This is a genomic window from Pyxidicoccus caerfyrddinensis, assembly GCF_010894405.1.
GTDB lineage: Bacteria > Myxococcota > Myxococcia > Myxococcales > Myxococcaceae > Myxococcus > Myxococcus caerfyrddinensis.
The window spans coordinates 70507-91414 of the sequence record NZ_JAAIYA010000025.1 but is presented as its reverse complement, the minus strand read 5'-3'; the positions used below and the strand labels follow the sequence as shown (position 1 = coordinate 91414).

Annotated in this window: 17 protein-coding genes; 6 read left to right on the top strand and 11 right to left on the bottom strand. The window is 70.7% G+C overall.

The genetic code is table 11. The annotated features are described in order from the left end of the window. Nucleotides 1-14: 14 nt before the first annotated feature. Genes G4D86_RS41260 through G4D86_RS41240 form a run of 5 tightly spaced genes read right to left on the bottom strand, consistent with a single transcriptional unit; the run spans nt 15 to nt 6498 of the window. A complete protein-coding gene (locus G4D86_RS41260) occupies nt 15-1109 on the bottom strand; it encodes a Zn-dependent alcohol dehydrogenase (protein ID WP_163999872.1) in 1095 nt (364 codons plus the stop codon). A 41-nt stretch (nt 1110-1150) separates the two neighbouring features. After that, complete coding sequence (locus G4D86_RS41255) at nt 1151-2569, bottom strand: aldehyde dehydrogenase family protein (RefSeq protein ID WP_163999869.1); 1419 nt, start codon at nt 2567-2569, stop codon at nt 1151-1153. 16 nt (nt 2570-2585) lie between these two features. After that, nucleotides 2586-3767 carry an acyl-CoA dehydrogenase gene (locus tag G4D86_RS41250; RefSeq protein ID WP_163999867.1) on the bottom strand — a complete coding sequence of 394 codons (1182 nt, stop codon included), beginning with the start codon at nt 3765-3767 and terminating at the stop codon, nt 2586-2588. 5 nt (nt 3768-3772) lie between these two features. Then, entirely contained in the window at nt 3773-4978 is a 1206-nt protein-coding gene (locus tag G4D86_RS41245; protein ID WP_205520224.1) for a 3-oxoadipyl-CoA thiolase, read from the bottom strand. Continuing rightward, nucleotides 4975-6498 carry a 3-hydroxyacyl-CoA dehydrogenase gene (locus G4D86_RS41240; RefSeq protein WP_163999866.1) on the bottom strand — a complete coding sequence of 508 codons (1524 nt, stop codon included), beginning with the start codon at nt 6496-6498 and terminating at the stop codon, nt 4975-4977. Before G4D86_RS41240 ends, G4D86_RS41245 begins: the two co-directional genes overlap by 4 nt. A gap of 148 nt (nt 6499-6646) precedes the next feature. Between G4D86_RS41240 and G4D86_RS41235 the strand changes: the two genes are divergently transcribed. The 5 genes from G4D86_RS41235 (at nt 6647) to G4D86_RS41215 (ending at nt 13928) form a co-directional block, all read left to right on the top strand. After that, entirely contained in the window at nt 6647-7507 is an 861-nt protein-coding gene (locus G4D86_RS41235) for an IclR family transcriptional regulator (protein ID WP_240360774.1), read from the top strand. Between the two features lie 15 nt (nt 7508-7522). After that, nucleotides 7523-8674: an acyl-CoA dehydrogenase family protein gene (locus G4D86_RS41230; RefSeq protein ID WP_163999864.1), complete on the top strand. Its 1152-nt coding sequence runs from the start codon at nt 7523-7525 to the stop codon at nt 8672-8674. Between the two features lie 17 nt (nt 8675-8691). Beyond that, the gene (locus G4D86_RS41225; RefSeq protein ID WP_163999862.1) at nt 8692-9651 is read left to right on the top strand and encodes an alpha/beta fold hydrolase; all 960 of its coding nucleotides are present in this window, start codon (nt 8692-8694) and stop codon (nt 9649-9651) included. A gap of 100 nt (nt 9652-9751) precedes the next feature. Continuing rightward, a complete protein-coding gene (locus G4D86_RS41220) occupies nt 9752-12037 on the top strand; it encodes an Ig domain-containing protein (protein ID WP_163999860.1) in 2286 nt (761 codons plus the stop codon). A 118-nt stretch (nt 12038-12155) separates the two neighbouring features. Next, nucleotides 12156-13928 (top strand): DUF885 domain-containing protein, encoded by a 1773-nt coding sequence (locus tag G4D86_RS41215; RefSeq protein ID WP_163999858.1) that lies wholly within the window; start codon nt 12156-12158, stop codon nt 13926-13928. Between the two features lie 37 nt (nt 13929-13965). Here G4D86_RS41215 and G4D86_RS41210 read toward each other — a convergent pair whose 3' ends face one another. From G4D86_RS41210 to G4D86_RS41185, 6 genes are all read right to left on the bottom strand, one after another. After that, the gene (locus G4D86_RS41210; protein ID WP_163999856.1) at nt 13966-14502 is read right to left on the bottom strand and encodes an ECF-type sigma factor; all 537 of its coding nucleotides are present in this window, start codon (nt 14500-14502) and stop codon (nt 13966-13968) included. Nucleotides 14503-14745: 243 nt separating this feature from the next. Beyond that, the gene (locus tag G4D86_RS41205; protein WP_163999854.1) at nt 14746-16494 is read right to left on the bottom strand and encodes a sensor histidine kinase; all 1749 of its coding nucleotides are present in this window, start codon (nt 16492-16494) and stop codon (nt 14746-14748) included. Beyond that, nucleotides 16491-17198, bottom strand: coding sequence for a response regulator transcription factor (locus G4D86_RS41200; RefSeq protein ID WP_163999853.1), 708 nt, complete (start codon nt 17196-17198; stop codon nt 16491-16493). Before G4D86_RS41200 ends, G4D86_RS41205 begins: the two co-directional genes overlap by 4 nt. A gap of 9 nt (nt 17199-17207) precedes the next feature. After that, entirely contained in the window at nt 17208-18452 is a 1245-nt protein-coding gene (locus G4D86_RS41195) for a vWA domain-containing protein (RefSeq protein ID WP_163999851.1), read from the bottom strand. Between the two features lie 101 nt (nt 18453-18553). After that, nucleotides 18554-19108, bottom strand: coding sequence for a Uma2 family endonuclease (locus G4D86_RS41190; protein ID WP_163999849.1), 555 nt, complete (start codon nt 19106-19108; stop codon nt 18554-18556). 139 nt (nt 19109-19247) lie between these two features. Next, nucleotides 19248-19670 carry an arginine repressor gene (locus G4D86_RS41185; RefSeq protein ID WP_163999847.1) on the bottom strand — a complete coding sequence of 141 codons (423 nt, stop codon included), beginning with the start codon at nt 19668-19670 and terminating at the stop codon, nt 19248-19250. A gap of 181 nt (nt 19671-19851) precedes the next feature. Between G4D86_RS41185 and G4D86_RS41180 the strand changes: the two genes are divergently transcribed. Beyond that, nucleotides 19852-20865 (top strand): N-acetylornithine carbamoyltransferase, encoded by a 1014-nt coding sequence (locus G4D86_RS41180; protein ID WP_163999845.1) that lies wholly within the window; start codon nt 19852-19854, stop codon nt 20863-20865. Nucleotides 20866-20908: the final 43 nt, after the last annotated feature.

The following is a 20908-nucleotide window of genomic DNA, read 5'->3' as shown; positions in this document are numbered from 1 at the left end:
CCGTGGCGCGCCGCTCAGAAGAGGACGACGCCGCGGGCATTCACGCCGTTCTTCATGTCGGTGAAGGCCGTGTCGAGCTGGTCGAGCGTGTACGTGGTCGTCACCAGCTCATCGAGCTTGAGCTTGCCCTGCGTGTAGAGGTCCAGCAGCCGGGGCATGTCGCGGTGCACGTCCGCCGTGCCGAACCAGGAGCCGAGCAGCCGCTTCTCGAACAGGGGCAGCACGAAGACGTTGAGGCTGATCTGCTCCTTCACGCTGCCCACGCCGACGACGACACAGGTGCCCGCCTTGCGCGTGCACATGTACGCCTGCTCGATGGTCTCCTTGCGGCCGACGGCCTCGTAGGCGTAGTCCGCTCCGCGGCCGTGCGTCAGCTCGCGGATGGCGGCGACCGGGTCCCCGGCTCTTGCGTCGACCACGTCCGTCGCGCCGAAGACCTTCGCCAGCTCGAGCTTCTTCGGGTGGACATCCACCGCGATGATGCGCTCCGCCCCGGCAATCACCGCGCCCTGGATGATGTTCAGCCCCACGCCGCCGGCGCCGAACACCGCCACCGTCTGGCCCGGCGGCATCTCGGCGGTGTTGAACACCGCCCCCACACCCGTCGCCACCGCGCAGCCAATCAGCGCCGCCTTGTCCAGCGGAGCGTCGGCAGGCAGCCGCACCGCCGCGCGAGCGTGGACGACGGCGTACTCGGACAGGGCCCCCAGCGCCGAGAAGACATTCAGCTCCTGCGCGTCCCGGTGCAGCCGGGTGCTGCCGTCCGGCATCCGGTTGCTGGCGTTGATCTTCTCCCCGAGCACGCACAGGTTCGGGCGCTGGATGCCGCAGTAGTAGCACTCACCGCACTGGGCCACCCACGAGAGGACGACCTTGTCGCCCTTCTTCACGTGGGTGACGCCCTCGCCCACCTCCTCGACGATGCCCGCGCCCTCGTGGCCCAGCACGCACGGGAGCTTCATCTTCACGGTGCCGTTCAGCACCGACAGGTCCGTGTGACAGACGCCACACGCCACCATGCGGACGAGGACTTCCTGGGCCCGTGGCGGGTCGAAGCGGACGTCGTCGATGGTCAGCTTGTCCTTCTCGAAACACACAGCAGCCTTCATGGTGGCTTGCTCCAAGTGTAGGGAGGAACAGCGGGTGGGGCTCAGAGCTGCACGGCCTTGTGCTCCAGGAACTCCTCCAGGCCGTACCGGCCGAACTCACGGCCGTGCCCGGACTGCTTGTAGCCGCCGAACGGCGCCAGCGGGTTGAAGCGCCCGCCGTTGATGTCCACCTGTCCGGTGCGCATCCGCCGGGCGACGCGCTTGGCCCGCTCGACGTCGTTGGACCAGACGGCGCCCGACAGGCCGTAGATGGTGCCGTTGGCGATGCGCAGGGCATCGTCCTCGTCCTCGTACGGCATGATGACGAGCACGGGCCCGAAGATTTCCTCCTGGGCAATGGTCATCTCCGGCGTGACGCCCGCGAAGACTGTGGGCTTCACGTAGTAGCCCTTCGACAGCCCTTCGGGCGCTTCGGCGCCACCGGCGACGAGCGTGGCCCCCTCACGGACGCCCTGCTGGATGTACTCGCGGACGCGCGTGCGCTGCGTGTCGGAGATGAGCGGGCCCAGCTTCGCCTCGCCCTTGAAGGGGTCTCCCACGGTGAAGCTCGCGGCCACCTCGGCCGCGAGCCGCGCTGCTTCGTCGTGCATGGCGCGCGGCACGAGCAGGCGCGTGTGCGCCGAGCACGTCTGCCCCGAGTTGAGGAAGCAGCTGCCCACCACCCGCTTCACCACGCTCTTGAGGTTGGCGTCGTCGAGGACGATGGCCGCCGACTTGCCGCCCAGCTCCAGGGCCACGCGCTTGATGGTGGCGGCAGCCACCTCGGAGATGCGGCGCCCGGCGCGCGTGGAGCCCGTGAAGGACACCATGTCCACGTCGGGATGCCGCACGAGCGCCTCGCCCACCACCGGGCCCGTGCCCGACACGAGGTTGAAGACGCCGGCCGGGACTCCCGCCTCGTGGATGACTTCCGCGAGGAGGAAGGCGTTGAGGGGTGCCACCTCGCTGGGCTTGAGCACCACCGTGCAGCCCGCGGCCAGCGCCGGGGCAACCTTGGCGATGATTTGATGGAGCGGGTAGTTCCAGGGCGTGATGCAGGCCACCACGCCCACCGCCTCGCGCACCACCAGCGAGTTGCCCACCTGCTCCTCGAAGGCGAACTCCTGGAGCAGCTTCACGTAGCTGCCCGTCACGGTGATGGGCGTGCCCACCTGGATGGGCTTCGCCAGCCCCAGGGGCATGCCCACCTCGCCGGTAATCGTCTTCGCCAGGTCGTCCTGCCGCGCCGTCAGGCCATCGTGGATGCGCTGGAGCACCTGCGCCCGCTCGGCGGCGGGCCGGGTGGACCACGCCTCGAAGGCGGCGCGTGCGGCGCGCACCGCGAGGTCCACGTCCTCGGCGGTGCTCTCGGGGATGCGGCCCATCACCTCCTCGGTGGAGGCGTTGAGCACGTCGATGTGGCCCCTGCCCCGCGAGGGCGTCCACTCACCGTTGATGTACAGCTTTTCGAAGCCGTGCATGGCTGTCTCCCACAGGTCAGCTGAAGGCCTGGATGCCCGTCTGCGCGCGCCCGAGGATGAGCGCGTGGACATCGTGCGTGCCCTCGTAGGTGTTCACCGCTTCCAGGTTCATCACGTGCCGGATGACGTGGTACTCGTCCGAGATTCCGTTGCCGCCGAGCATGTCGCGGGCGACGCGCGCGATATCCAGCGCCTTGCCGCAGTTGTTGCGCTTGAGCAGCGAGATGGCCTCCGGCGCGGCCTTCTCCGCGTCCTTCAGCCGCCCCAGCCGGAGCGCCGCCGTCAGCCCCAGCGTGATTTCCGTCTGCATGTCCGCCAGCTTCTTCTGGATGAGCTGCGTGGCGGCCAGGGGCCGGCCGAACATCTGCCGCTCCAGCGTGTACGCGCGCGCCGTGTGCCAGCAGAACTCCGCCGCGCCCATGGCGCCCCAGGAGATGCCATAGCGCGCATTGTTGAGGCAGCCGAACGGGCCCTTCAGTCCCTTCACGCCGGCCAGCAGGTTCTCCTCGGGGACGAAGACGTCGTCCATGGCGATGCCGCCCGTCACCGAGGCGCGCAGCGAGAACTTGCCCTCGATCTTCGGCGCGGTGAGCCCCTTCATGCCCTTCTCCAGCACGAAGCCGCGAATCTCGTCCTGCTCGTCCTTCGCCCAGACGACGAAGACGTCCGCGATGGGCGAGTTGGTAATCCACTGTTTGGTGCCGGAGAGGAGGTAGCCCCCCGGTGCCCTACGGGCCCGGCTGCGCATGGCGCCCGGGTCCGAGCCCGCGTCCGGCTCCGTCAACCCGAAGCAGCCGACGAGCTCGCCCTTCGCCAGCCCCGGCAGGTACTTCCGGCGCTGGTCCTCCGAGCCGTAGGCATGAATCGGATACATCACCAGCGAGGACTGCACGCTCATCGCGGAGCGGTAACCGGAGTCCACGCGCTCCACCTCGCGCGCGAGCAGGCCATAGGCCACGTAGGAGACTCCGGCCCCGCCATACTCGTGCGGGAGCGTGGAGCCCAGCAGGCCGAGGCTGCCCAGCTCGTTCATGATTTCGCGGTGGAACACCTCGTGGCGGTTGGCCTCGAGGACGCGCGGCATGAGCTGCCGCTGGCAGTAGGTATGCGCGGTGTCGCGGAGCAGCCGCTCCTCCTCCTTCAGCTCCTCTTCGAGGAGGAACGGGTCTTCCCACCGGAACGGCGTGCGCTGACTCATGAGTGTTAGACCCTCTCCAGGATGGCGGCGATGCCCTGCCCCACGCCGATGCACATGCTGACGAGCGCGTAGCGCCCTCCGCCGAGCTGGAGCTGCCGCGCGGCTGTCAGCGCCAGGCGCGCACCCGACGCGCCCAGCGGATGACCGATGGCGATGGCGCCGCCGTTCGGATTCACGCGGCTGTCGTCCTCGGCCAGTTCCAGCAGCTTGAGGCAGCCCAGCACCTGCACGGCGAAGGCCTCGTTGATTTCGATGACATCCAGGTCCGCGAGCGACAGCCCGGCCCGCTCCAGCGCCTTGCGCGAGGCGGGCACCGGCCCCAGCCCCATGGTGCGCGGCGGAACCCCGGCCACGGCCGCCGAGACGATGCGCGCCAACGGCTTGCACCCGGCCCGCTCACCCACGCCTGACGTGCCCACCAGCAGCGCCGCGGCCCCATCGTTGATGCCCGAGGCGTTGCCCGCGGTGACGACGCCGTCCGGCGCGAGCGGCTTCAGCGCGGCCAGCTTGTCGAGCGTGGTGTCCGGACGCGGGTGCTCGTCCACCACCACCGTGGTGACGGCGCCCTTGCGGCCCGGAAGCTCCACGGGCATCAGCTCCCCGGAGAAGAAGCCCGCCTTCAGCGCGGCGGCGTACTTCTGCTGCGAGGCCAGCGCGAAGCGGTCGCTCGACTCGCGGCCGAGGCCCAGCTCGCTCGCGATGTTGTCCGCCGTCTCCGGCATGGTGTCGTCGCCGAAGCCCGCAACGAGGCGCGGGTTGGGGAAGCGCGCGCCCATCGTCGTGTCGTAGAGGCGCGCGTCGCGGCTGAAGGCGGACTCGGCCTTGGCCAGGGCGAAGGGCGCGCGGCTCATGCTCTCCACGCCGCCCGCGACGAACAGCTCGCCCTGCCCCGCCGTGGCGGCGCGCGCCGCGTCGAGCACCGCGGCCAGGCCGCTGCCGCACAGCCGGTTGACAGTGAGGCCCGCGACTTCAATCGGCAGTCCCGCGAGCAGCGCCGCGTGCCGGGCCACGTTGCGGCTGTCCTCGCCCGCCTGATTGGTGCAGCCGACGACGACGTCCTCCACCTCGTGCGTCTCGAAGGGACCACGGGCCAGCAGCGCCCGGATGACGCCGGCGAGCAGGTCATCGGGACGCACCGGGGCCAGCGCGCCGGCGTGGCGGCCGAACGGGGTGCGCAGTCCGTCGTAGAGATAGGCGATCATGCGATTCATCCCTCCGGAGTGAGCAGCGACACGCCGAGGCGCGCCCGGCGGGAGAGCCACGGACTGGCGCGGTAGCGCGGGTCTCCCGTGGCGGTGTGCAGGGCCTCCAGCGCCTTCAGCACGCGGCCCGGGCCCAGCGCGTCACCCCAGGCCAGCGGGCCTCGCGGGTAGCCGAGGCCGAGCGTGACAGCGGCGTCGATGTCCTCCGGGCTGGCGATGCGCTGCTGTGCGATGTCACAGGCGATGTTGACGATGGTGGCCAGCACGCGCTGGGCGACGAAGCCCGGGCTGTCGTGGATGCGAGACACCGCCGTGCCGTCCGCCGCGAGCAGCGCCAGTGCCGACTCCAGGAACGCGGGCCGAGTCACCGGCGTCGTCATCGCCGTGCGGCGGCGCTCCGGGCCGAAGAGCAGGTCCACCGCCACCGTGCGCTCCGGGTTCACGCCCAGCGCCAGCGCCGTGGTGGTGGCATCGCGGCCCAGCGGTGCCACCAGGCACAGCGACTCCGGGCTCGGCCGCGGCCCCTCGTCCCACGTCCAGCTCGCGGCCGTCACCACGTTCCGCAGCGCGTCTCGCCAGGCCGGCTCGTCGGCGTCAAGCCACACCGGGCGGCGCGCTCCCTGGGGAACGGCCGGGACCGGCACGGACTGCTGCTTGCCGCCCTCGTGCGAGTAGAAGCCCTGCCCCGACTTGCGCCCGAGCAGTCCCGCGGCCAGACGCTGCCGCAAGAGGTACGACGGGCGGAAGCGGGGCTCCTGGTAGAACTGCTCGTAGACGGACTCCATCACCGGATGCGAGACGTCCAGCCCGGTGAGGTCGAGCAGCTCGAAGGGGCCCATGCGGAAGCCCGCGGCCTCGCGGAGGATTCGGTCCACCTCGTCGAAGGAGGCGATGCCCTCCTGGAGGATGCGCAGCGCCTCCGTGCCGAAGCCCCGGCCCGCGTGGTTGACGATGAAGCCCGGAGTGTCCGCCGCGCGCACCGGGCGGTGGCCCATGCGCTTCGCGAGCGCGACGAGCGCGGCAGACACCCACGGCTCCGTGCGCGCGCCGTCGATGACCTCCACCACTTTCATCAGCGGCACCGGGTTGAAGAAGTGGAACCCACCGACGCGGCCTGGGCGCTCACACGCGGCGGCAATGGCCGTCACCGACAACGACGAGGTGTTGGTGGCCAGCAGGCAGTCCGGCCCGACGATTTCCTCCAGCCGCGTGAAGAGAGCGCGCTTCGCCTGGAGCTCCTCGACGATGGCCTCCACCACCACGTGGCAGCCGGCGAGCTCCGCCTCCGTGCGAAGGGGATGAAGGCCCAGCGTCGCGGCGCGGGCCTCCTCCACGGAGATGCGTCCCTTCGCCGCCAGCGAGTCCAGCATCGCCCCGACATTGGCGCGCGCCTCTTCCGCGGCCTGGGGACGGGCGTCGAACAGGCGCACGGTGACTCCCGCCTGCGCCGCGAGCTGCGCAATGCCCCGGCCCATGGTGCCCGTGCCCACGACTCCGAGCACGAGCCCGGGCTGATTGGCGTCCAGCATCGTCAGCGTCCCTCCCAGTGGGCTTTCGCGACCGTGGTCCTGTCGCGTTTTCCCTAATTTCGCACAGCGAAATTGAGTTTCGCAAAACCTTGACCCCTATCTACCGACTGTTTATGGTCCTTGCAATCCCACTCTTTCCAGGACCGCCATGTCTCGTTCCCCTGGCCACTCCGCGCCCACGAATGACACCGGCATCACCTCCATGGAGTCGCTGGAGTTGCTCGGCGACAGCGGCGAGGAGGAGGCCAAGGACCGGCAGTTCGTGACTGCGCTGGCGCGCGGGCTGGAAATCCTGCGGGCCTTCACGCCGCAGCGGCCGATGTTGGGCAACCAGGAGCTGGCGGCGAGCACGGGCCTGCCCAAGCCGACCATCTCCCGACTGACGCACACGCTGACGCGGCTGGGCTACCTCACGTATTCGGAGCGGATGGGGAAGTACCAGCTCGGCACGCGGGTGCTGGCGCTCGGCTTCGCGGCGCTCTCCAACATGGGCGTGCGCGACGTGGCGCGGCCGCTGATGCAGGAGCTGGCGGACTACGCCAACGTCCCGGTGTCGCTGGGCAGCCGCGACAGGCTCAACGTCGTCTATGTCGAGCACTGCCGCTCCACCGCCGCGGTGACGCTGCGGCTGGACATCGGCTCACGGCTGCCGCTGGCCACCACGGCCATGGGGCGGGCGCTGCTCGCCGCGCTGCCCGCGCCGGAGCGCAACTACTTCATGGACCACATGGCAAAGCGCGAGGGCGACAGGTGGCCCCGCATGCGCGAGGGAATCGAGCAGGCCCTCTCGGACTACCAGACGCACGGCTTCACCCTCTCCACCGGAGACTGGGACCGCGACGTCAATGCGGTGGGCGTGCCCTTCATCGTCCCGGACGGCGGCGGCATCCTCGCCTTCAACTGTGGCGGCCCGTCCTTCCTGATGCCGCGCCAACGGCTGCTGCTGGACTTGGGCCCCCGCCTCGTCAACCTGGTTCGCAACGTCGAAGCGGCCATGCTGCGCCGCTGAAGAGGTACACCCTTCATGGCCTGTGATGATGACACCCTGGCCCAGCTCCTCTCCACGCTGGACCGCTTCGTCAAGGAGCGGCTGGTGCCCAACGAGCACCGCGTCGCGGACGAGGACGCAATTCCTCCAGAGCTGGTGGCGGAGATGCGCGGGCTGGGCCTGTTCGGCCTCTCCACGCCGGTGGAGTACGGCGGCATCGGGCTGAACATGAGCCAGGAGGTGCAGGTGGCCTTCGTGCTCGGGCAGACGTCGCCCGCGTTCCGCTCGCTCATCGGCACCAACAACGGCATCGGCTCGCAGGGCATCGTCCTGGACGGCACCGAGGAGCAGAAGAAGAAGTACCTGCCCCGGCTGGCCTCGGGAGACATCGTCGGCGCCTTCGCGCTCACCGAGCCCAACGCCGGCTCGGATGCCTCCGCGCTGAGCACCAGCGCGCGCCTCGACGGCGACGTCTACGTGCTCAACGGCACCAAGCGCTTCATCACCAACGCGCCCGAGGCCGGGCTCTTCACGGTGATGGCGCGCACCAACTCCGAGGACAAGGGCGCGGGCGGCATCTCCGCCTTCCTCGTGGAGGCGGGCACGCCGGGCCTGCACATCGGCCCGCACGACAGGAAGATGGGCCAGAAGGGCACGCACACCGCGGACGTCCTGTTCGAGGACTGCCGCGTGCCCGCCTCCCAGCTGCTAGGCGGCCGCGAGGGCCAGGGATTCAAGACGGCGATGAAGGTGTTGGACCGCGGCCGGCTCCACATCGCCGCCGTCTGTGTCGGCGTCGCCGAGCGCCTCATCCGCGAGAGCCTGCGCTACGCCATGGAGCGGCAGCAGTTCGGCAAGCCGATTGCCGAGTTCCAGCTCATCCAGGCCATGCTGGCCGACAGCCGCACCGAGGCCTATGCCGCCCGCTGCATGGTGCTGGACGCGGCCCGCAGGCGCGACGACGGGCAGAACGTCAGCACCGAGGCCTCCTGCTGCAAGCTGTTCGCCAGTGAGATGGTGGGCCGCGTCGCGGACCGCGCGGTGCAGATTTTCGGCGGGGCCGGCTACATCGCCGACTACGGCATCGAGCGCTTCTACCGCGACGTGCGCCTGTTCCGCCTCTACGAGGGCACCAGTCAGATTCAGCAACTCGTCATCGCGCGCAACATGATGCGCGAGTACGCCTGAGCCTCCCCGGAGAAACCATGTACCTGGCCCTTGGACTCCTCGTCGCCTTCGTCGCGCTCGTGCTCGTGCTGAGGCAGTGGCTGCTGCACCGCGAGTGCGCCCCGTGCAAGAGCGAGCCCTTCGACGGCGACGTCTACCGGGTGGGCAAGGCGGCCATCGCCGAGCGCCGGAGCGACGACCCGCGCGCCACCGTCATCTGCATGCACGGCTTCGTCGCCGACATGCGCTACTTCACGGACTACTACCGTGACTCGCGCCTCCAGCTCATCCTGCTGACGAGCTGCGATTACCACGTGCCCATTACCGGCCCGCGCTTCCGGTCCGCCCCCTGGGTGAAGGTGCCCACGGAGCCAGAGGGCTCCATCCCCTACGACGCCGCCGTCCTCATCCAGGCCCTGGAGCACCTGCCCCGCACGGACAGCATCCGCGTCCATGGCCACTCGCGCGGCGGTGCCGTCGTTCTGGAGGCCGCCCGGATGCGGCCGGAGTTGTTCCAGCACGTGGAGGTGGTGCTGGAGGCCCCCGTCCTTCCCCAGGCCCGTCCCTACACGAGCAGCACGGCCGTGCAGCTCTGGCTCCTGTCCTTCCTCGTACCGCTGTGGCGCCGCGAGCCCATCTCCCAGCGCAACCGCGGCGCGTGGGGCCCGCTGGAAAATGCTCGCAAGCGCGAGCTCATCATGGCCTTCCCCTTCAATCCCAGGCGCGTCGCCACCATGGTCTCCAACCTGCAAGGGATTGATGACTGGATGCATGAGCGCGACGCCTCGCTCTACCAGTACGTCCAGCGCGGCACGGTGCTCGTCCCCGGGAAGGACCGCGTCCTCGACACCCACTCCATGATGGAGAGCGCCCAGCGCGCCGGGCCGCGGCTGCGGGTGGTTCCGCTGGAGGGCTGCAGCCACTTTCCCCTGTGGGACCGGCCGGACGCGCTCCCGCCCCTGGCCTTCTCCGAGGCACGCCCCGCCGCTCAGGCGTGACGCGGCAAGCAGGGAAGCTATTCCAATTTCACTGGATTTGACTGGGCTCGTCAAACTCTAGACAGTTCTCGCGGCAGTTCTCCGAGAGGACGTTCTTCAAGTGTTCAAGCGTATCGGTGCCCGGCGCGCCCTGGTGGGGGCCACGCTGTGGCTGGTGAGTGGTTGTCAGTCGGCTTCCTTTGTCGGCCATGACGAGAAGGTCACCCCTGGGACGACCGTCCCGCTGGACCTGCAGGTGGCCTTCGCCGCGGGCTCGGGCACGACGAGCGACGGGAAGCTGGTGGCCTGCGTCGGCCTGCCCGAGGGCTGGGCCGCGCCCGAAGGCACCTATACGTACAAGGAGCAGGACGGAGTCCGCGGCGTGGCGGACACGGAAGTGACGGCCGAAGCCCAGACGGCCTTCGCCACGGCGGGCGCCGCCTGGCACTGCCTCACCTCCGAGCGCGTCACCGTCGACGGGCAGGTGGAGACGCGCGGCTTCGCGCACCTCCAGCTGTCGGTCCCCCAGGTGGCCCAGGGCGCCTACCGCGTGACGTACCTCACGGGCTTCCGCCGGGTGAAGCCGCCGGAGACCGATGGCGGTGAGCCCACGCCCGAGCTCGCCGAAGAAGCGGACGCGGGCGAGACGCCCACCACCTACCAGGCCACCGAGTTCTCGGGACGGCTGGAGCGGCTGCTCCACGTGAATGTGTCGCCGGTCACCACGTTCGACCACTGGAAGGCCACGTCCTTCGGCCCCACGGGCCCCGCGGCCCAGGCGGCGAGCGCGACGTACGGCAACGGCCACTTCCTGGCCGTTGCCCCCGAGGGAAGGCTGTTCGGCTCCGCTGACGGCGCCGAGTGGGCGGCCTTCTCGCCGACGATGCAGGATGACGTGGAGACGGCCATCAGCGTGGCGCAGCCGGTCTTCGTCCAGGGTCGGTGGTTCGCGATGTCGGGCGGGGCCGTCGTTGCGTCCTCCGATAACGCGCACACCTGGGCCGTGGCGTACCGCGACCCCGTGCCCGAGGGCGCGGAGGCTGGCCGCAACTTCGTGGCCCTGGCTTCCAATGGCACCCGCCTGGTGGCCACGGGCGCGAAGGGCCTCATCGCCGTCTCCAGCGACGGCACCACGTGGACGGACCAGAGCGCCACCACGGAGAACGTCCTGGTGAAGGTGGTCGCCGGGCAGGACACCTTCTTCGCCATGGGGCAGCCCGAGAATGGGGACCTCTCCGCCGGCAGCCTCGTGCTGCGCTCCCGCACGGACGGCTCCGGCTGGGACACGCTGCAGGTGGAGGCGTTCGCGGGCCGTGAGGTGCGCGAGCTCGTCTCCGGCAACGGCCGCCTCATCGCCTACACGTGGAAGAACCCGCCCGAGACGGACCCCACGGAGACCTCGGACGGCGGCGTGCCACCTCCGACGGAGCCGTCCGGCATCCTCTTCATGTCCGAGGACCGCGGGACGACGTGGCAGCAGGTGCAGGGCGTGCTGCCGGCGGGCACCGAGCTGCCGCAGGACCCCGTCGTCGCTTTCGTGGACGACACCTTCGTGGTCACCACGTCGCGGCTCGAGCTGGCGACGCTGACCATGCTGCCGCAATTGGAGCTGCGCGCGTCGGCGGATGGCCGGACCTGGACGTCGTACGTCACGGGTGCCGCGAGCGACTTCGCGTCCGGCTCCTTCGCCACCGGTGAGCGCACGGTGGTGGCGGTGAGCAAGAGCCTCTCGATGATGGCCAACCGCCGGGCCTGGGCGGGCCCCGCGTTCGTCACCGAGGCGCTGCCGTACGCCGTGGTGGGCAAGGCCTACAGCGCGTCCGTGGAGACGAGCGGCGGCGGCGGAGGCACGGCGCTCTCGCTGGAGGGCACGCTGCCGGCGGGGCTGGGCTTCACGGCCGGCGCCATCTCCGGCACGCCCACGGCGGTCGGCACCTCGGCCCTCACCGTGAAGGCCCGGGACGTGCGTGGCACGCAGACGTCGCACGCCTACAGCCTGGAGGTCGTCCCGGTGCTGGGCATCGCGGCCGCCGAGCCGCCGAAGGCGACGCAGGGCAGCGCCTACGAGGCGGCCTTCGTCACCCAGGGTGGCCGCGCGCCCTTCGTGTGGAGCCACACCGGCTCGCTGCCCGCGGGCGTGACGGGCGCGCAGCGGGGAGACGCCTACGTCTTCTCCGGCACGCCCACCGCCACGGGCGACTTCGCCGTGGCGATGAAGGTGACGGACTCCGCCGGCCAGAGCGCGGAACGGGCCGCGTCGGTGCACGTCGATGCGGCGGCCACCCCCGCGCCGATGCCCGACGACGAGTCGGAGAGCTGCGGCTGCAGCGGCTCGGGCGCCGCGGGCTTCAATGCGCTGGGGCTCGCCGCCCTCGCGCTGATGCGCCGGGTTCGCCGGAAGAAGTAGCCCACACGTCGTGACGTCGGCGCCCCGCCACCCTCCCGAGGGTGACGGGGCGCCTTCTTTTCTACGCGCCTCACGTCGGCCCCGGGCCTTCGCTTCCCATCGTTGCTAGAACGGCGGCATGCCCGGAGCCTCCCCCGCCCTTCCCGCCCTCCGCCGTCTGCTGCTCGTCGCCTGCTGTGGCCTGCTTGCCTGCGCCCGGCAGGGGCCGGGCCCCACCGCCGCTCCGCCCGGCGAGGCGCCCCAGGCCGCCACTGTCGCCGCGAAGGCGGAGACCTTCCCGGAGCTGGTGGACGCCGTCTTCGCGGCCTCCTTCGCCTATGCGCCCTCCAACGCCACGGGGTACGGGCTGCACGAGTATGACGCCCGCCTGGAGGACCTGAGCCGCCCGCGAATCGAAGCCCGCATCCGCGAGCTGGAGGCGCTGCTCGCCCGCATGCGTGCGCTGAAGCGAGACACGCTCTCCTTCGACGAGGCCATCGACGCGGAGGCGCTCCAGCAGCAGCTGCTCGCCGACCACTACGAGCTGAGCGTGGTGCGCGGCTGGGAGAAGAACCCCATGGCCTACGCCGGGCTGCCGGGCGGCGCGGTGGACGGGCTGATGAAGCGCGACTTCGCGCCGAAGGCGGAGCGGCTGCGCTCGGTGATTGCCCGCCTGAAGCAGGTGCCCGCCGTGTTCGCCGCGGGCAAGGCCAACGTGCAGTCTCCGCCGCGCGAGTTCACCGACCTGGCCATTCGCATGACGAAGGGCTCGGTGGGTTTCTTCGAGGGCTCGGTGACGCAGTGGGCGACGGACGCCGCCGGTGGCGACGCCGCGTTGCTGGCCGAGTTCCAGCAGGCCAACGCCCAGGCCGTGGCGGCGGTGAAGGACTTCGCGCGGTGGCTGGAGACCGACCTGCTGCCCCGCTCCACCGGCAGCTACGCGCTGGGCGAGGAGCGCTTCCTCACCAAGCTGCGGAATGAAGAAATGATTGATGTTCCGCTGCCGCAGCTGCTCGCGCGCGGCGAGGCCAATCTGGAGAAGGACTACGCCGACTTCGTTGCCACCGCGAAGCGCATCGACCCGAAGCTCACGCCCGCGCAGGTGATGGCCACGCTGGAGAAGGACCACCCCACGGCGGAGGACCTGATTCCCTCCGTGCGCCGCTCGGTGGAGGGCGTGCGGAAGTACCTGGTGGAGAAGGACCTGGTCACCATTCCTTCCGAGGTGCGCCCGCACGTGGAGGAGACGCCGCCCTATGCGCGCTCGGGCAGCTTCGCGTCCATGGACACGCCGGGGCCGTACGAGACGAAGGCCACCGAGGCCTTCTACTACGTCACCCCGGTGGAGCCGGAGTGGACGGCGCAGCACAAGGAGGAGCACCTGCGCCTCTACAACAAGCCCGTGGTGGACCTCATCAACATCCACGAGGTCTGGCCCGGCCACTACCTCCAGTTCCTCTACGCGCCGCGCTTCCCCACGAAGGTGCGCAAGCTGGTGAGCGTGGGCAGCAACGCGGAAGGGTGGGCCCACTACGCGGAGCAGATGATGCTCGACCAGGGCTACCGGAATGGAGACCCGAAGCTGCGCCTGGCCCAGCTCTCCGAGGCCCTGCTGCGCGACTGCCGCTACGTCACCGGCATCAAGCTCCACACCGCGGGCTGGACGGTGGAGGACGGCGCGCGCCTGTTCCGTGAGCGCTGCTTCCAGCAGCCGGCCAACGCCTACGAGGAGGCCCGCCGCGGCGCGTACAACCCCACGTACCTCTATTACACGTACGGCAAGCTGGAGATTCAGCAGCTCGCGCGCGAGTACATGGCGGCGAAGGGCGCGAGCCTCAAGCAGTTCCACGACGCCTTCGTGGCCCAGGGCAGCCTGCCCCTGCCGCTCGTGCGTCGGCTGCTGATGCGCTGACCCTCCGCGCTCCGCGACGCCGTCCGGCGCGCACGCCTCAGTGGCTCAGGCGCTCCACCAGCCAGACGCTCGCGTAGGACCAGTCGCGCCGGACGGTGGCGGGCGACACGCTCAGCGCCGCCGCCGTCTCCATCAGGCCCAGCCCCGCGAAGAAGCGCAGCTCCAGCATGCGGGCCAGGCGCGGCTGGAAGGTCTCCAGCTCCGACAGCGCCCGCTCCAGCTCCAGCACCTCGATGTCCATGCCGGCGGGGCCCTCCACCTCCGCGTCGTGGAGGCACAGCCGCTCCTGGGCCGCGTCGCGCATCTGCGCCCTGCACACGCGCGCGCGGTCCACCATCACCCGCCGCATCGCCCGGGCCGCCGCGCCGAAGAAGTGACGCCGGTGCTCGAAGGCCACGCCGCCGCTGGACAGGCGCGTCCACGCCTCGTTCACCAGCGCCGTGGGCGAGACGCGCGGGGCCGCGTGCACCAACTGTCGAAGCTCCTGGTAGGCCACCGCCATCAGCGCATCGCGCGCGTCCGTGTCTCCCTTGCGCGCGCCGTCCAGCAGCACCGTCAGCTCCGACGTACTCATGGTGCCCTCCAGGGCATGCGGGCGCCGCCGACCCGGAAAATCCAGCGCCCTCCCATGACCTACGGCTTCGCCGGAATTTCTTGAGAAAGGGGAGCAATTCCCTCTCACCGGGAAAACATCTCCTCACCCCACGGTCTGGGTTCCCACAACGGCGCACATCCCAGTCGGTTGGGCGGAGGCCCCCAAGGGGGGTGTGGGTGTCGGACTGGCAACGCCCCCGGGAGGCGTCGCGGCCCGGAGGCTTCAGGCGGACGGCAGCCAGAGCACGAAGCGCGCCCCGCCTCCGGGCACGCGCTCGTGGCGCAGGTCCGCGCGCATGCTCCGCGCGAGCCGCCGGCACAGCGCCAGGCCCAGCCCGACGCCGGGGGCCGTCTTCGCCGCCGTCTGCACGGACTTGGAGAAGGGCTCGAAGAGCCGCCTCGCCGTCGCGGCATCCACCCCGGGCCCGTGGTCCCTCACCGAGAGCCCCACCCTTCCCCGGCGTGTCTCGCATTCCACGTGGATGCGCCGGTCCACCGCCGGGGCCGCGTACTTGGACGCGTTGTCCACCAGGTTGAAGAGCACCTGCTCCACGGCGGACGGGTCCGTCAGCACGGCCACGCCCCCGGGCACGTCCACGCACAACTCCATGCCCGCCTGCGCCGCCCGCTGCGCCAGCCGCTCCGTCATGCGCTCCAGCATGGCGTCCACCGACACCCGCTCCAGGCGCGCCGGAGCGCGGCCCCGTTCAATCCGCGCGTAGGCCAGCACGTTCTCCACCAGGTGGCTCAGCCGCTCCGCCTCGCGGTGGAGGATGTCGAAGTACTCCCGCCGCCGGCCCTCGTCCGGCACCATGCCCGCGGCCAGCATCTCCGTGTACATGCGGAAGGTGGTGAGCGGCGTGCGCAGCTCGTGCGTCACCGCGGACACGAAGGCGCCCCGCCGCTCGCTGAGCGCCACCACGCCCACCAAGAGCGCCACCACCGCCACGCCCGCCAGCAGCACGCCGCTCCACGCCACCATCAGCACCACGGGCAGCGTGGAGAGCGTCCCCGACGCATACCCGTCCACCGCCGCCTGCCCCGGCACCAGCCGCACCGGCAGCGCCGCCAGCATCCGGCCATCCCCCTGCGCCTCGCGGCTGCGCACCGGCTCCAGCACCGCGGAGGGCAGCAGGTCTTTCACCTGCCCGAGCAACCACGTGCGCAGCCCGGGCCAGTCCAACCAACAGCCCTGCACGTAGTCGCGGCCCTCCAGGCGCACGCGCCGCCCCAGCAGCAGCGTGTCCCCCACCCAGACGGCGCGCATCGCCACGTCCGACTCGGCCGGGGGCGGCTCGTCCAGCAAGGCATTGGAGATGTTCTGGCTCTGGCGCACGGCCTGGCTCGCGCTCCGGGAGCGCGCGCTGTACTCGATCGCGTTCTTCGACACCTGGGAGATGTCGGCCAGGGTGCTGGTGGGCTCGGCCCGGACCTGCGCGCGCCGGGCCTGGAGGGGCGGCTCCGCCAGGGCCCGCCGCAGGTCCGTCCCGTGCAATAGCGCCTTCAAGTCCCGCAGGCGGCCCTCCAGCACCGCGACCTCGGAGGCGGGCAGCGCCGCGCCCAGCGCTTCGCGCAGCCCGGGCTCCACCACCTGGGGCGAGGACACCGTGCCATCCGGGGCGAGCTGGAAGTGGAGCAGCACGTGCTCCGGCAACGGGGACAACAGCGGAGACGAGAGGAAGGCCGTGCCCATGGGCATGGGGCGCCGTTGCTCGTCGAGCACGCCTCGTGCGGGAGAGACGGGGCCGTACGCCTCCGCCGCCACCGCGCTCTCCCGCGCCACCAGCGGCAGCAGGTCCGAGTCCAGCCGCCACAGCGCCAGCCGCGCGTTCTCCTCGCGCGCCGCGCTCTCCCGGGCCTGCCGGTCCGCGCGGTCCAGGCGGAGCGCGAAGGCGGAGAGCCACACCACGCCCGCCAGCGCCAGACACAGGCACGCGCTCACCGCAATCCAGATGCGCCAGGAGCGAATCACGGCGTGGCCTCTCGCGCGGCGAACATGTAGCCCTTGCCGCGCACCGTGAGGATGACGCGCGGCTCCTCGGAGTCGTCGCGCAGCTTCTCCCGCAGGCGCGCCATCGTCATGTCCACCGTGCGCGTCTGCACGGAGCGCGCGGGCAGGTGCCACACCCGCTCGAGCAACTCCTCGCGGGAGATGGCGCGCCCGGCGTTGTCGCCGAGGTAGCGCAGCGCCTCCGCCTCACGCTCGGAGAGGTCCACCCGCGAGCCGTCCGTGAAGCTCAGCTCGCGCCGCTCCACCTCGAAGTGGCCGCCCGGGAAGTCGATGCGCACCACGCCCGCGGGCCGCTCCGCCGAGCGCCGCAGCACCGCCCCCGCGCGGGCCAGCAATTCCCGCACGGAGAAGGGCTTCACCACGTAATCATCCGCGCCGAGCTTCAGGCCGTTGACGCGGTCCTCCTCCTGGCCCCGGGCGGTGAGGATGATGACGGGCAGCGTGGGCCGGCTCCCGCGCACTGCCCGGAGGAGGTCCAGCCCGTCACCGTCGGGGAGGACCAGGTCCAGCAGCACGAGGTCTACCGGGATGCGCTCGGCCAGCCGCTGGCCCTCCTCGCGCGCCCCGGCTTCGAGGACTTCGTAGCCCTCGAAGCGCAGGGCATCCACGATTCCGCGCCGGATGGCGGGGTCATCCTCCACGACGAGCACTCGGCGCGCGGCCATGGCGGCACTCTACTCCAGGGTGAGCTGGCGCTTCTGCGCCTCGCGCTGGACGACCTGGCCGATGGCGCCCTCGAGCGTGTCGTCGCCCTTGGTCGCCTGCTGCTTGCGGGCCTCGGCGAGGAACTTCTGGCGCTCGGCGTTGAGCGTCTGGATGCGCTGCTGGATGTCCGTGCGCTCCTGCTCGCGGGCCGCGAGCCACGCCTTGCGGCCGGCGGCGTCGAGCCCGCGCATGGGCTCCGGCAGGTCCTCGGCCCGGACGCTGGCCACGTCCACCTGGTTCTTCTTCACCGCGTCCACCAGGTCCCAGCTCTCGTTGGAGTAGTTGCGCGAGGACTTGGCGACGGAGCGCGACACCATGTTGGAGATGGACACGCCGAGCGAGTTGCTGTCCTGCGCCGACTGACGCGCCTGGGCCTGCTCACCGCCCGCGCCGTAGGCCACGTAGGTCTTGTTCAGCTCCCCGCCCAGCCGGGCAATCTCCGAGTCCTGCGGCGCGGCGATCTCCACCACCCTCTGGTTCTGGTCGATGTTGAGGTAGCTGCCGTCCGCGAGCACCGCCGCGTCCTTCCAGCCGCCGGAGATGCCCTCCTCGTAGCCGCCGCAGTGGAGGGTATTCACGGTGATGCCCCGCTCCTTGGCCGACTTCACGGCATCATGGAAGTCCACCGGGCCCTGGGTGAAGGGCTCGTTGCCGGCGACGAAGATGAGGCGCATCGCGTTCGGGTCCTTGCTCCAGGCGAGCTGCGTGGTGGCGTCACGGATGACCTCGCCGCAGTGCTCGGAGCCGCCGGAGGTGCGCAGCGAGAAGAGGTGCTCGGAGATGAGGTCCAGGTCGGTGGTGAAGGGCACCACCTGGCGGATTTCGTCCCGGTTGGCCCCCGGGTCCGTGTTGCCGTAGGCGTACAGGGCCAGTTGGAGCTGGGGCGCCACGCCGTTGCGCTTCGCGTGGGAGAAGCGGTTGACGATGTTCCACAGCTGCGTGCGGGCCTGGTCGAGCAGGCCGTCCATGCTGCCGCTGGTGTCGAGGAGCACGGCAATCTGGATGACGGGCTGGTTCTGCGGCGCCGACGTGATGGGAGCCACGTCCGGCTTCGGGAGCGGCGCGTGCACGGTGGACGGCGGCACCGGCGCGATGGACGGCGGCACCGGGCGCGGGGGAGGCGTGCCGGGGGCCGGCGTGCCCAGCAGGAGGGCGGAGACCGCGAGCACCGCGGCGGAGCCAAGGATGATGGGGAGCTTGAGGGCCGGTTTCATCGTGCGTCCTTTCGTACGGCGGTGCCTGTCTGGGCACGCTGAGGACAGTACGAATGGACGACCCAAAGGGGTGTAACCGGCTTGTAACCAGGGGCCTGTGGCTACCGGTCGTCCCAGAGGAAGGCCAGCTCCAGTTCGATGGCCTCGAAGGGCTCCGCCCTGACCGGGCCCTTGCCTTCATACGTGGCGAGCAGCACGTAGCTGGCGCCCTCCAAGCGGTACACCTCCAGCGTGCGCGGCTTGGGGTCCACCAGCCACACGTGCCGGACGCCCTCTCGCGCGTACACGGGAAGCTTCTCCTTCCGGTCCAGGCTCCTCGTGGAGGGCGAGAGCACCTCGCAGACCCAGTCCGGCACCACCGAGTAGGCCACATGGCTCGTGGGCCTGGGCAGCCGCTCGCGATGCCAGCCGGACAGGTCGGGAACGAGGACGTCTTCGCCCAGGTGGAGCTCGGGCTCGCCGAGCAGCACCCAGCCGCCCGGCCCGTTTCTTCCTCGTCCGAACGGTCCTTCCAGTTCGAAGCCCAGTTGGAAGGCGGCTACCCCATGAGGCCCCGCCGGCCGGGGGCTGGCGTACAACACCCCGCCGATGATCTCCCCGACGACATTGTCGGGAAGCGCCTCCAGGTCTGCGTAGGTCGCCCGTTTCCGTTCCATGCCCCGCCCATGTTCCCCGCCGCCCGTCTCCAGTTCCATGCGTGCGGAGATAGCACCGGGGTCTGACGTGTGAGGGCGTCACCTCTGTGCCCTCCCCCACAGGTTGTCCCCGAAAGTCACCGAACGCAAGGCCCGGCCCTCACGTCCCCCGCGTCATCAACTCCTCCACCACCTCGCGCACTTCACGGAGCCGCGAGGGCTCCGTCACCGCGACGAAGATGGTGTCGTCCCCCGCCACCGTGCCGGCGAGCCCCGGCACGTCAGGCTCCCGGTCCAGCGCCAGCGCGAACACCTGCGCGTAGCCGGGCGCCGTCTTCAGCACCAGCAAGCTCGGCGGCGCCTCGATGATCCTCAGCCACGGCCGCACCGGCGCCGGCACTGGCGGGGCCTCCACGCGCTGGTAGCGCCCCGCCACCTTCTGCACGCCCAGCTTCTTCAGCCGCCGCGACAGCGTGGACTGGCTGGGCGCCTCGCCCTCCGACTCCAGCAGCTCCTGCAGTACCGCCTGATCGCTGATCTCCCGCTCGGAGATGAGCCTCAGGATGGTCTCGTCCAGGTTCATTCACCCACCATGCATTTGCATGCATATTCATGCAAGGGTCTGCATGAAGATTTTGGGAACAAGAGGCTTGCGCGCTGCGTCTTCTTGCATAATATCCGCGCCTCCCAAAGAGGATGCACGCATTTTCGTGCATATCCACCCACCCATGCATCCGGCCAGCAGCCGGTTGGAGCACAGGCCCATGAAGCACGTCACCCACATCCAGGACCTCGGGCCCGAGGGCGTCGAGGCGGTGCTCGCACAGGCGGCCGCGTGGAAGCTGAAGGGACCGGGGCAGCCCCTGTTCCCGGGCTCCATCCTCGGCATGGTGTTCTTCAACCCGTCGCTGCGCACGCGCACCTCGTTCGAGGCCGTCATGCTGCGCGGGGGTGGCAACGCCATCATCCTCGACGTGGGCTCGGGCGTGTGGAAGCTCGAGCACCGCGAGGGCGCGGTGATGAACGCGGACCGGGCCGAGCACCTCAAGGAGGCCGCTCCCGTCCTGTCGCGCTTCGTGGACATGCTCGGTGTGCGGACCTTCTCGCAGGGCGGCGGCGACGAGGAGGACGAGGTCGACCCCATTATCGGCGCCTTCCGCAAGTGGGCCACCGTGCCGGTGGTGAGCATGGAGTCCGCGCGCGAGCACCCCTGCCAGGGCCTGGCGGACGTGCTCACCCTGCGCGAGACGTTCGGCAGCACCAAGAAGCTGCCGGTGACGCTCACCTGGGCGCCGCACATCAAGCCGCTGCCCAAGGCCGTCCCCAACTCCTTCCTCCTGAGCGCCGCGGCCGCCGGCTGCGAGGTGCGCGTGGCGCATCCTCCCGGCTTCGAATTGCACCCCGCCGTGCGCGCGGAGGCGGAGGCATACGCCAAGGCCACCGGCGGCAGCATCACCTACACCCATGACCAGGACGAGGCGCTCGCCGGCAGCCGCGCGGTGTACGCCAAGTCGTGGGGCCCGTCTGCCGCGGCGGCGTACTCGCCCAACGACGTCAACGCGCTGCTCGCGTCCTACTCCGGGTGGATGCCCACGCTGCGCACCATGTCCCGCGCCGCGAAGGACGCGTCCTTCCTCCACTGCCTGCCGGTGCGCCGCAACGTGGAGGTGGCCGACGAGGTGCTGGACCACCCGAGCAGCCGCGTGGTGGACGAGGCGGGCAACCGCTACCACGTCCAGCGCGCCCTCCTTCACTGGATGCGCACGCAGTCGCGCTAGCGCGCCCCCGCCACCCTCTCCTTCCTTCCATTTTTTCGAGGTG

Coding starts and splice junctions, on each gene's coding strand:
- G4D86_RS41260 (WP_163999872.1), bottom strand. CDS start 1,109: ATGAAGGCTGCTGTGTGTTTCGAGAAGGACAAGCTGACCATCGACGAC.
- G4D86_RS41255 (WP_163999869.1), bottom strand. CDS start 2,569: ATGCACGGCTTCGAAAAGCTGTACATCAACGGTGAGTGGACGCCCTCG.
- G4D86_RS41250 (WP_163999867.1), bottom strand. CDS start 3,767: ATGAGTCAGCGCACGCCGTTCCGGTGGGAAGACCCGTTCCTCCTCGAA.
- G4D86_RS41245 (WP_205520224.1), bottom strand. CDS start 4,978: ATGAATCGCATGATCGCCTATCTCTACGACGGACTGCGCACCCCGTTC.
- G4D86_RS41240 (WP_163999866.1), bottom strand. CDS start 6,498: ATGCTGGACGCCAATCAGCCCGGGCTCGTGCTCGGAGTCGTGGGCACG.
- G4D86_RS41235 (WP_240360774.1), top strand. CDS start 6,647: ATGTCTCGTTCCCCTGGCCACTCCGCGCCCACGAATGACACCGGCATC.
- G4D86_RS41230 (WP_163999864.1), top strand. CDS start 7,523: ATGGCCTGTGATGATGACACCCTGGCCCAGCTCCTCTCCACGCTGGAC.
- G4D86_RS41225 (WP_163999862.1), top strand. CDS start 8,692: ATGTACCTGGCCCTTGGACTCCTCGTCGCCTTCGTCGCGCTCGTGCTC.
- G4D86_RS41215 (WP_163999858.1), top strand. CDS start 12,156: ATGCCCGGAGCCTCCCCCGCCCTTCCCGCCCTCCGCCGTCTGCTGCTC.
- G4D86_RS41210 (WP_163999856.1), bottom strand. CDS start 14,502: ATGAGTACGTCGGAGCTGACGGTGCTGCTGGACGGCGCGCGCAAGGGA.
- G4D86_RS41200 (WP_163999853.1), bottom strand. CDS start 17,198: ATGGCCGCGCGCCGAGTGCTCGTCGTGGAGGATGACCCCGCCATCCGG.
- G4D86_RS41195 (WP_163999851.1), bottom strand. CDS start 18,452: ATGAAACCGGCCCTCAAGCTCCCCATCATCCTTGGCTCCGCCGCGGTG.
- G4D86_RS41190 (WP_163999849.1), bottom strand. CDS start 19,108: ATGGAACGGAAACGGGCGACCTACGCAGACCTGGAGGCGCTTCCCGAC.
- G4D86_RS41185 (WP_163999847.1), bottom strand. CDS start 19,670: ATGAACCTGGACGAGACCATCCTGAGGCTCATCTCCGAGCGGGAGATC.
- G4D86_RS41180 (WP_163999845.1), top strand. CDS start 19,852: ATGAAGCACGTCACCCACATCCAGGACCTCGGGCCCGAGGGCGTCGAG.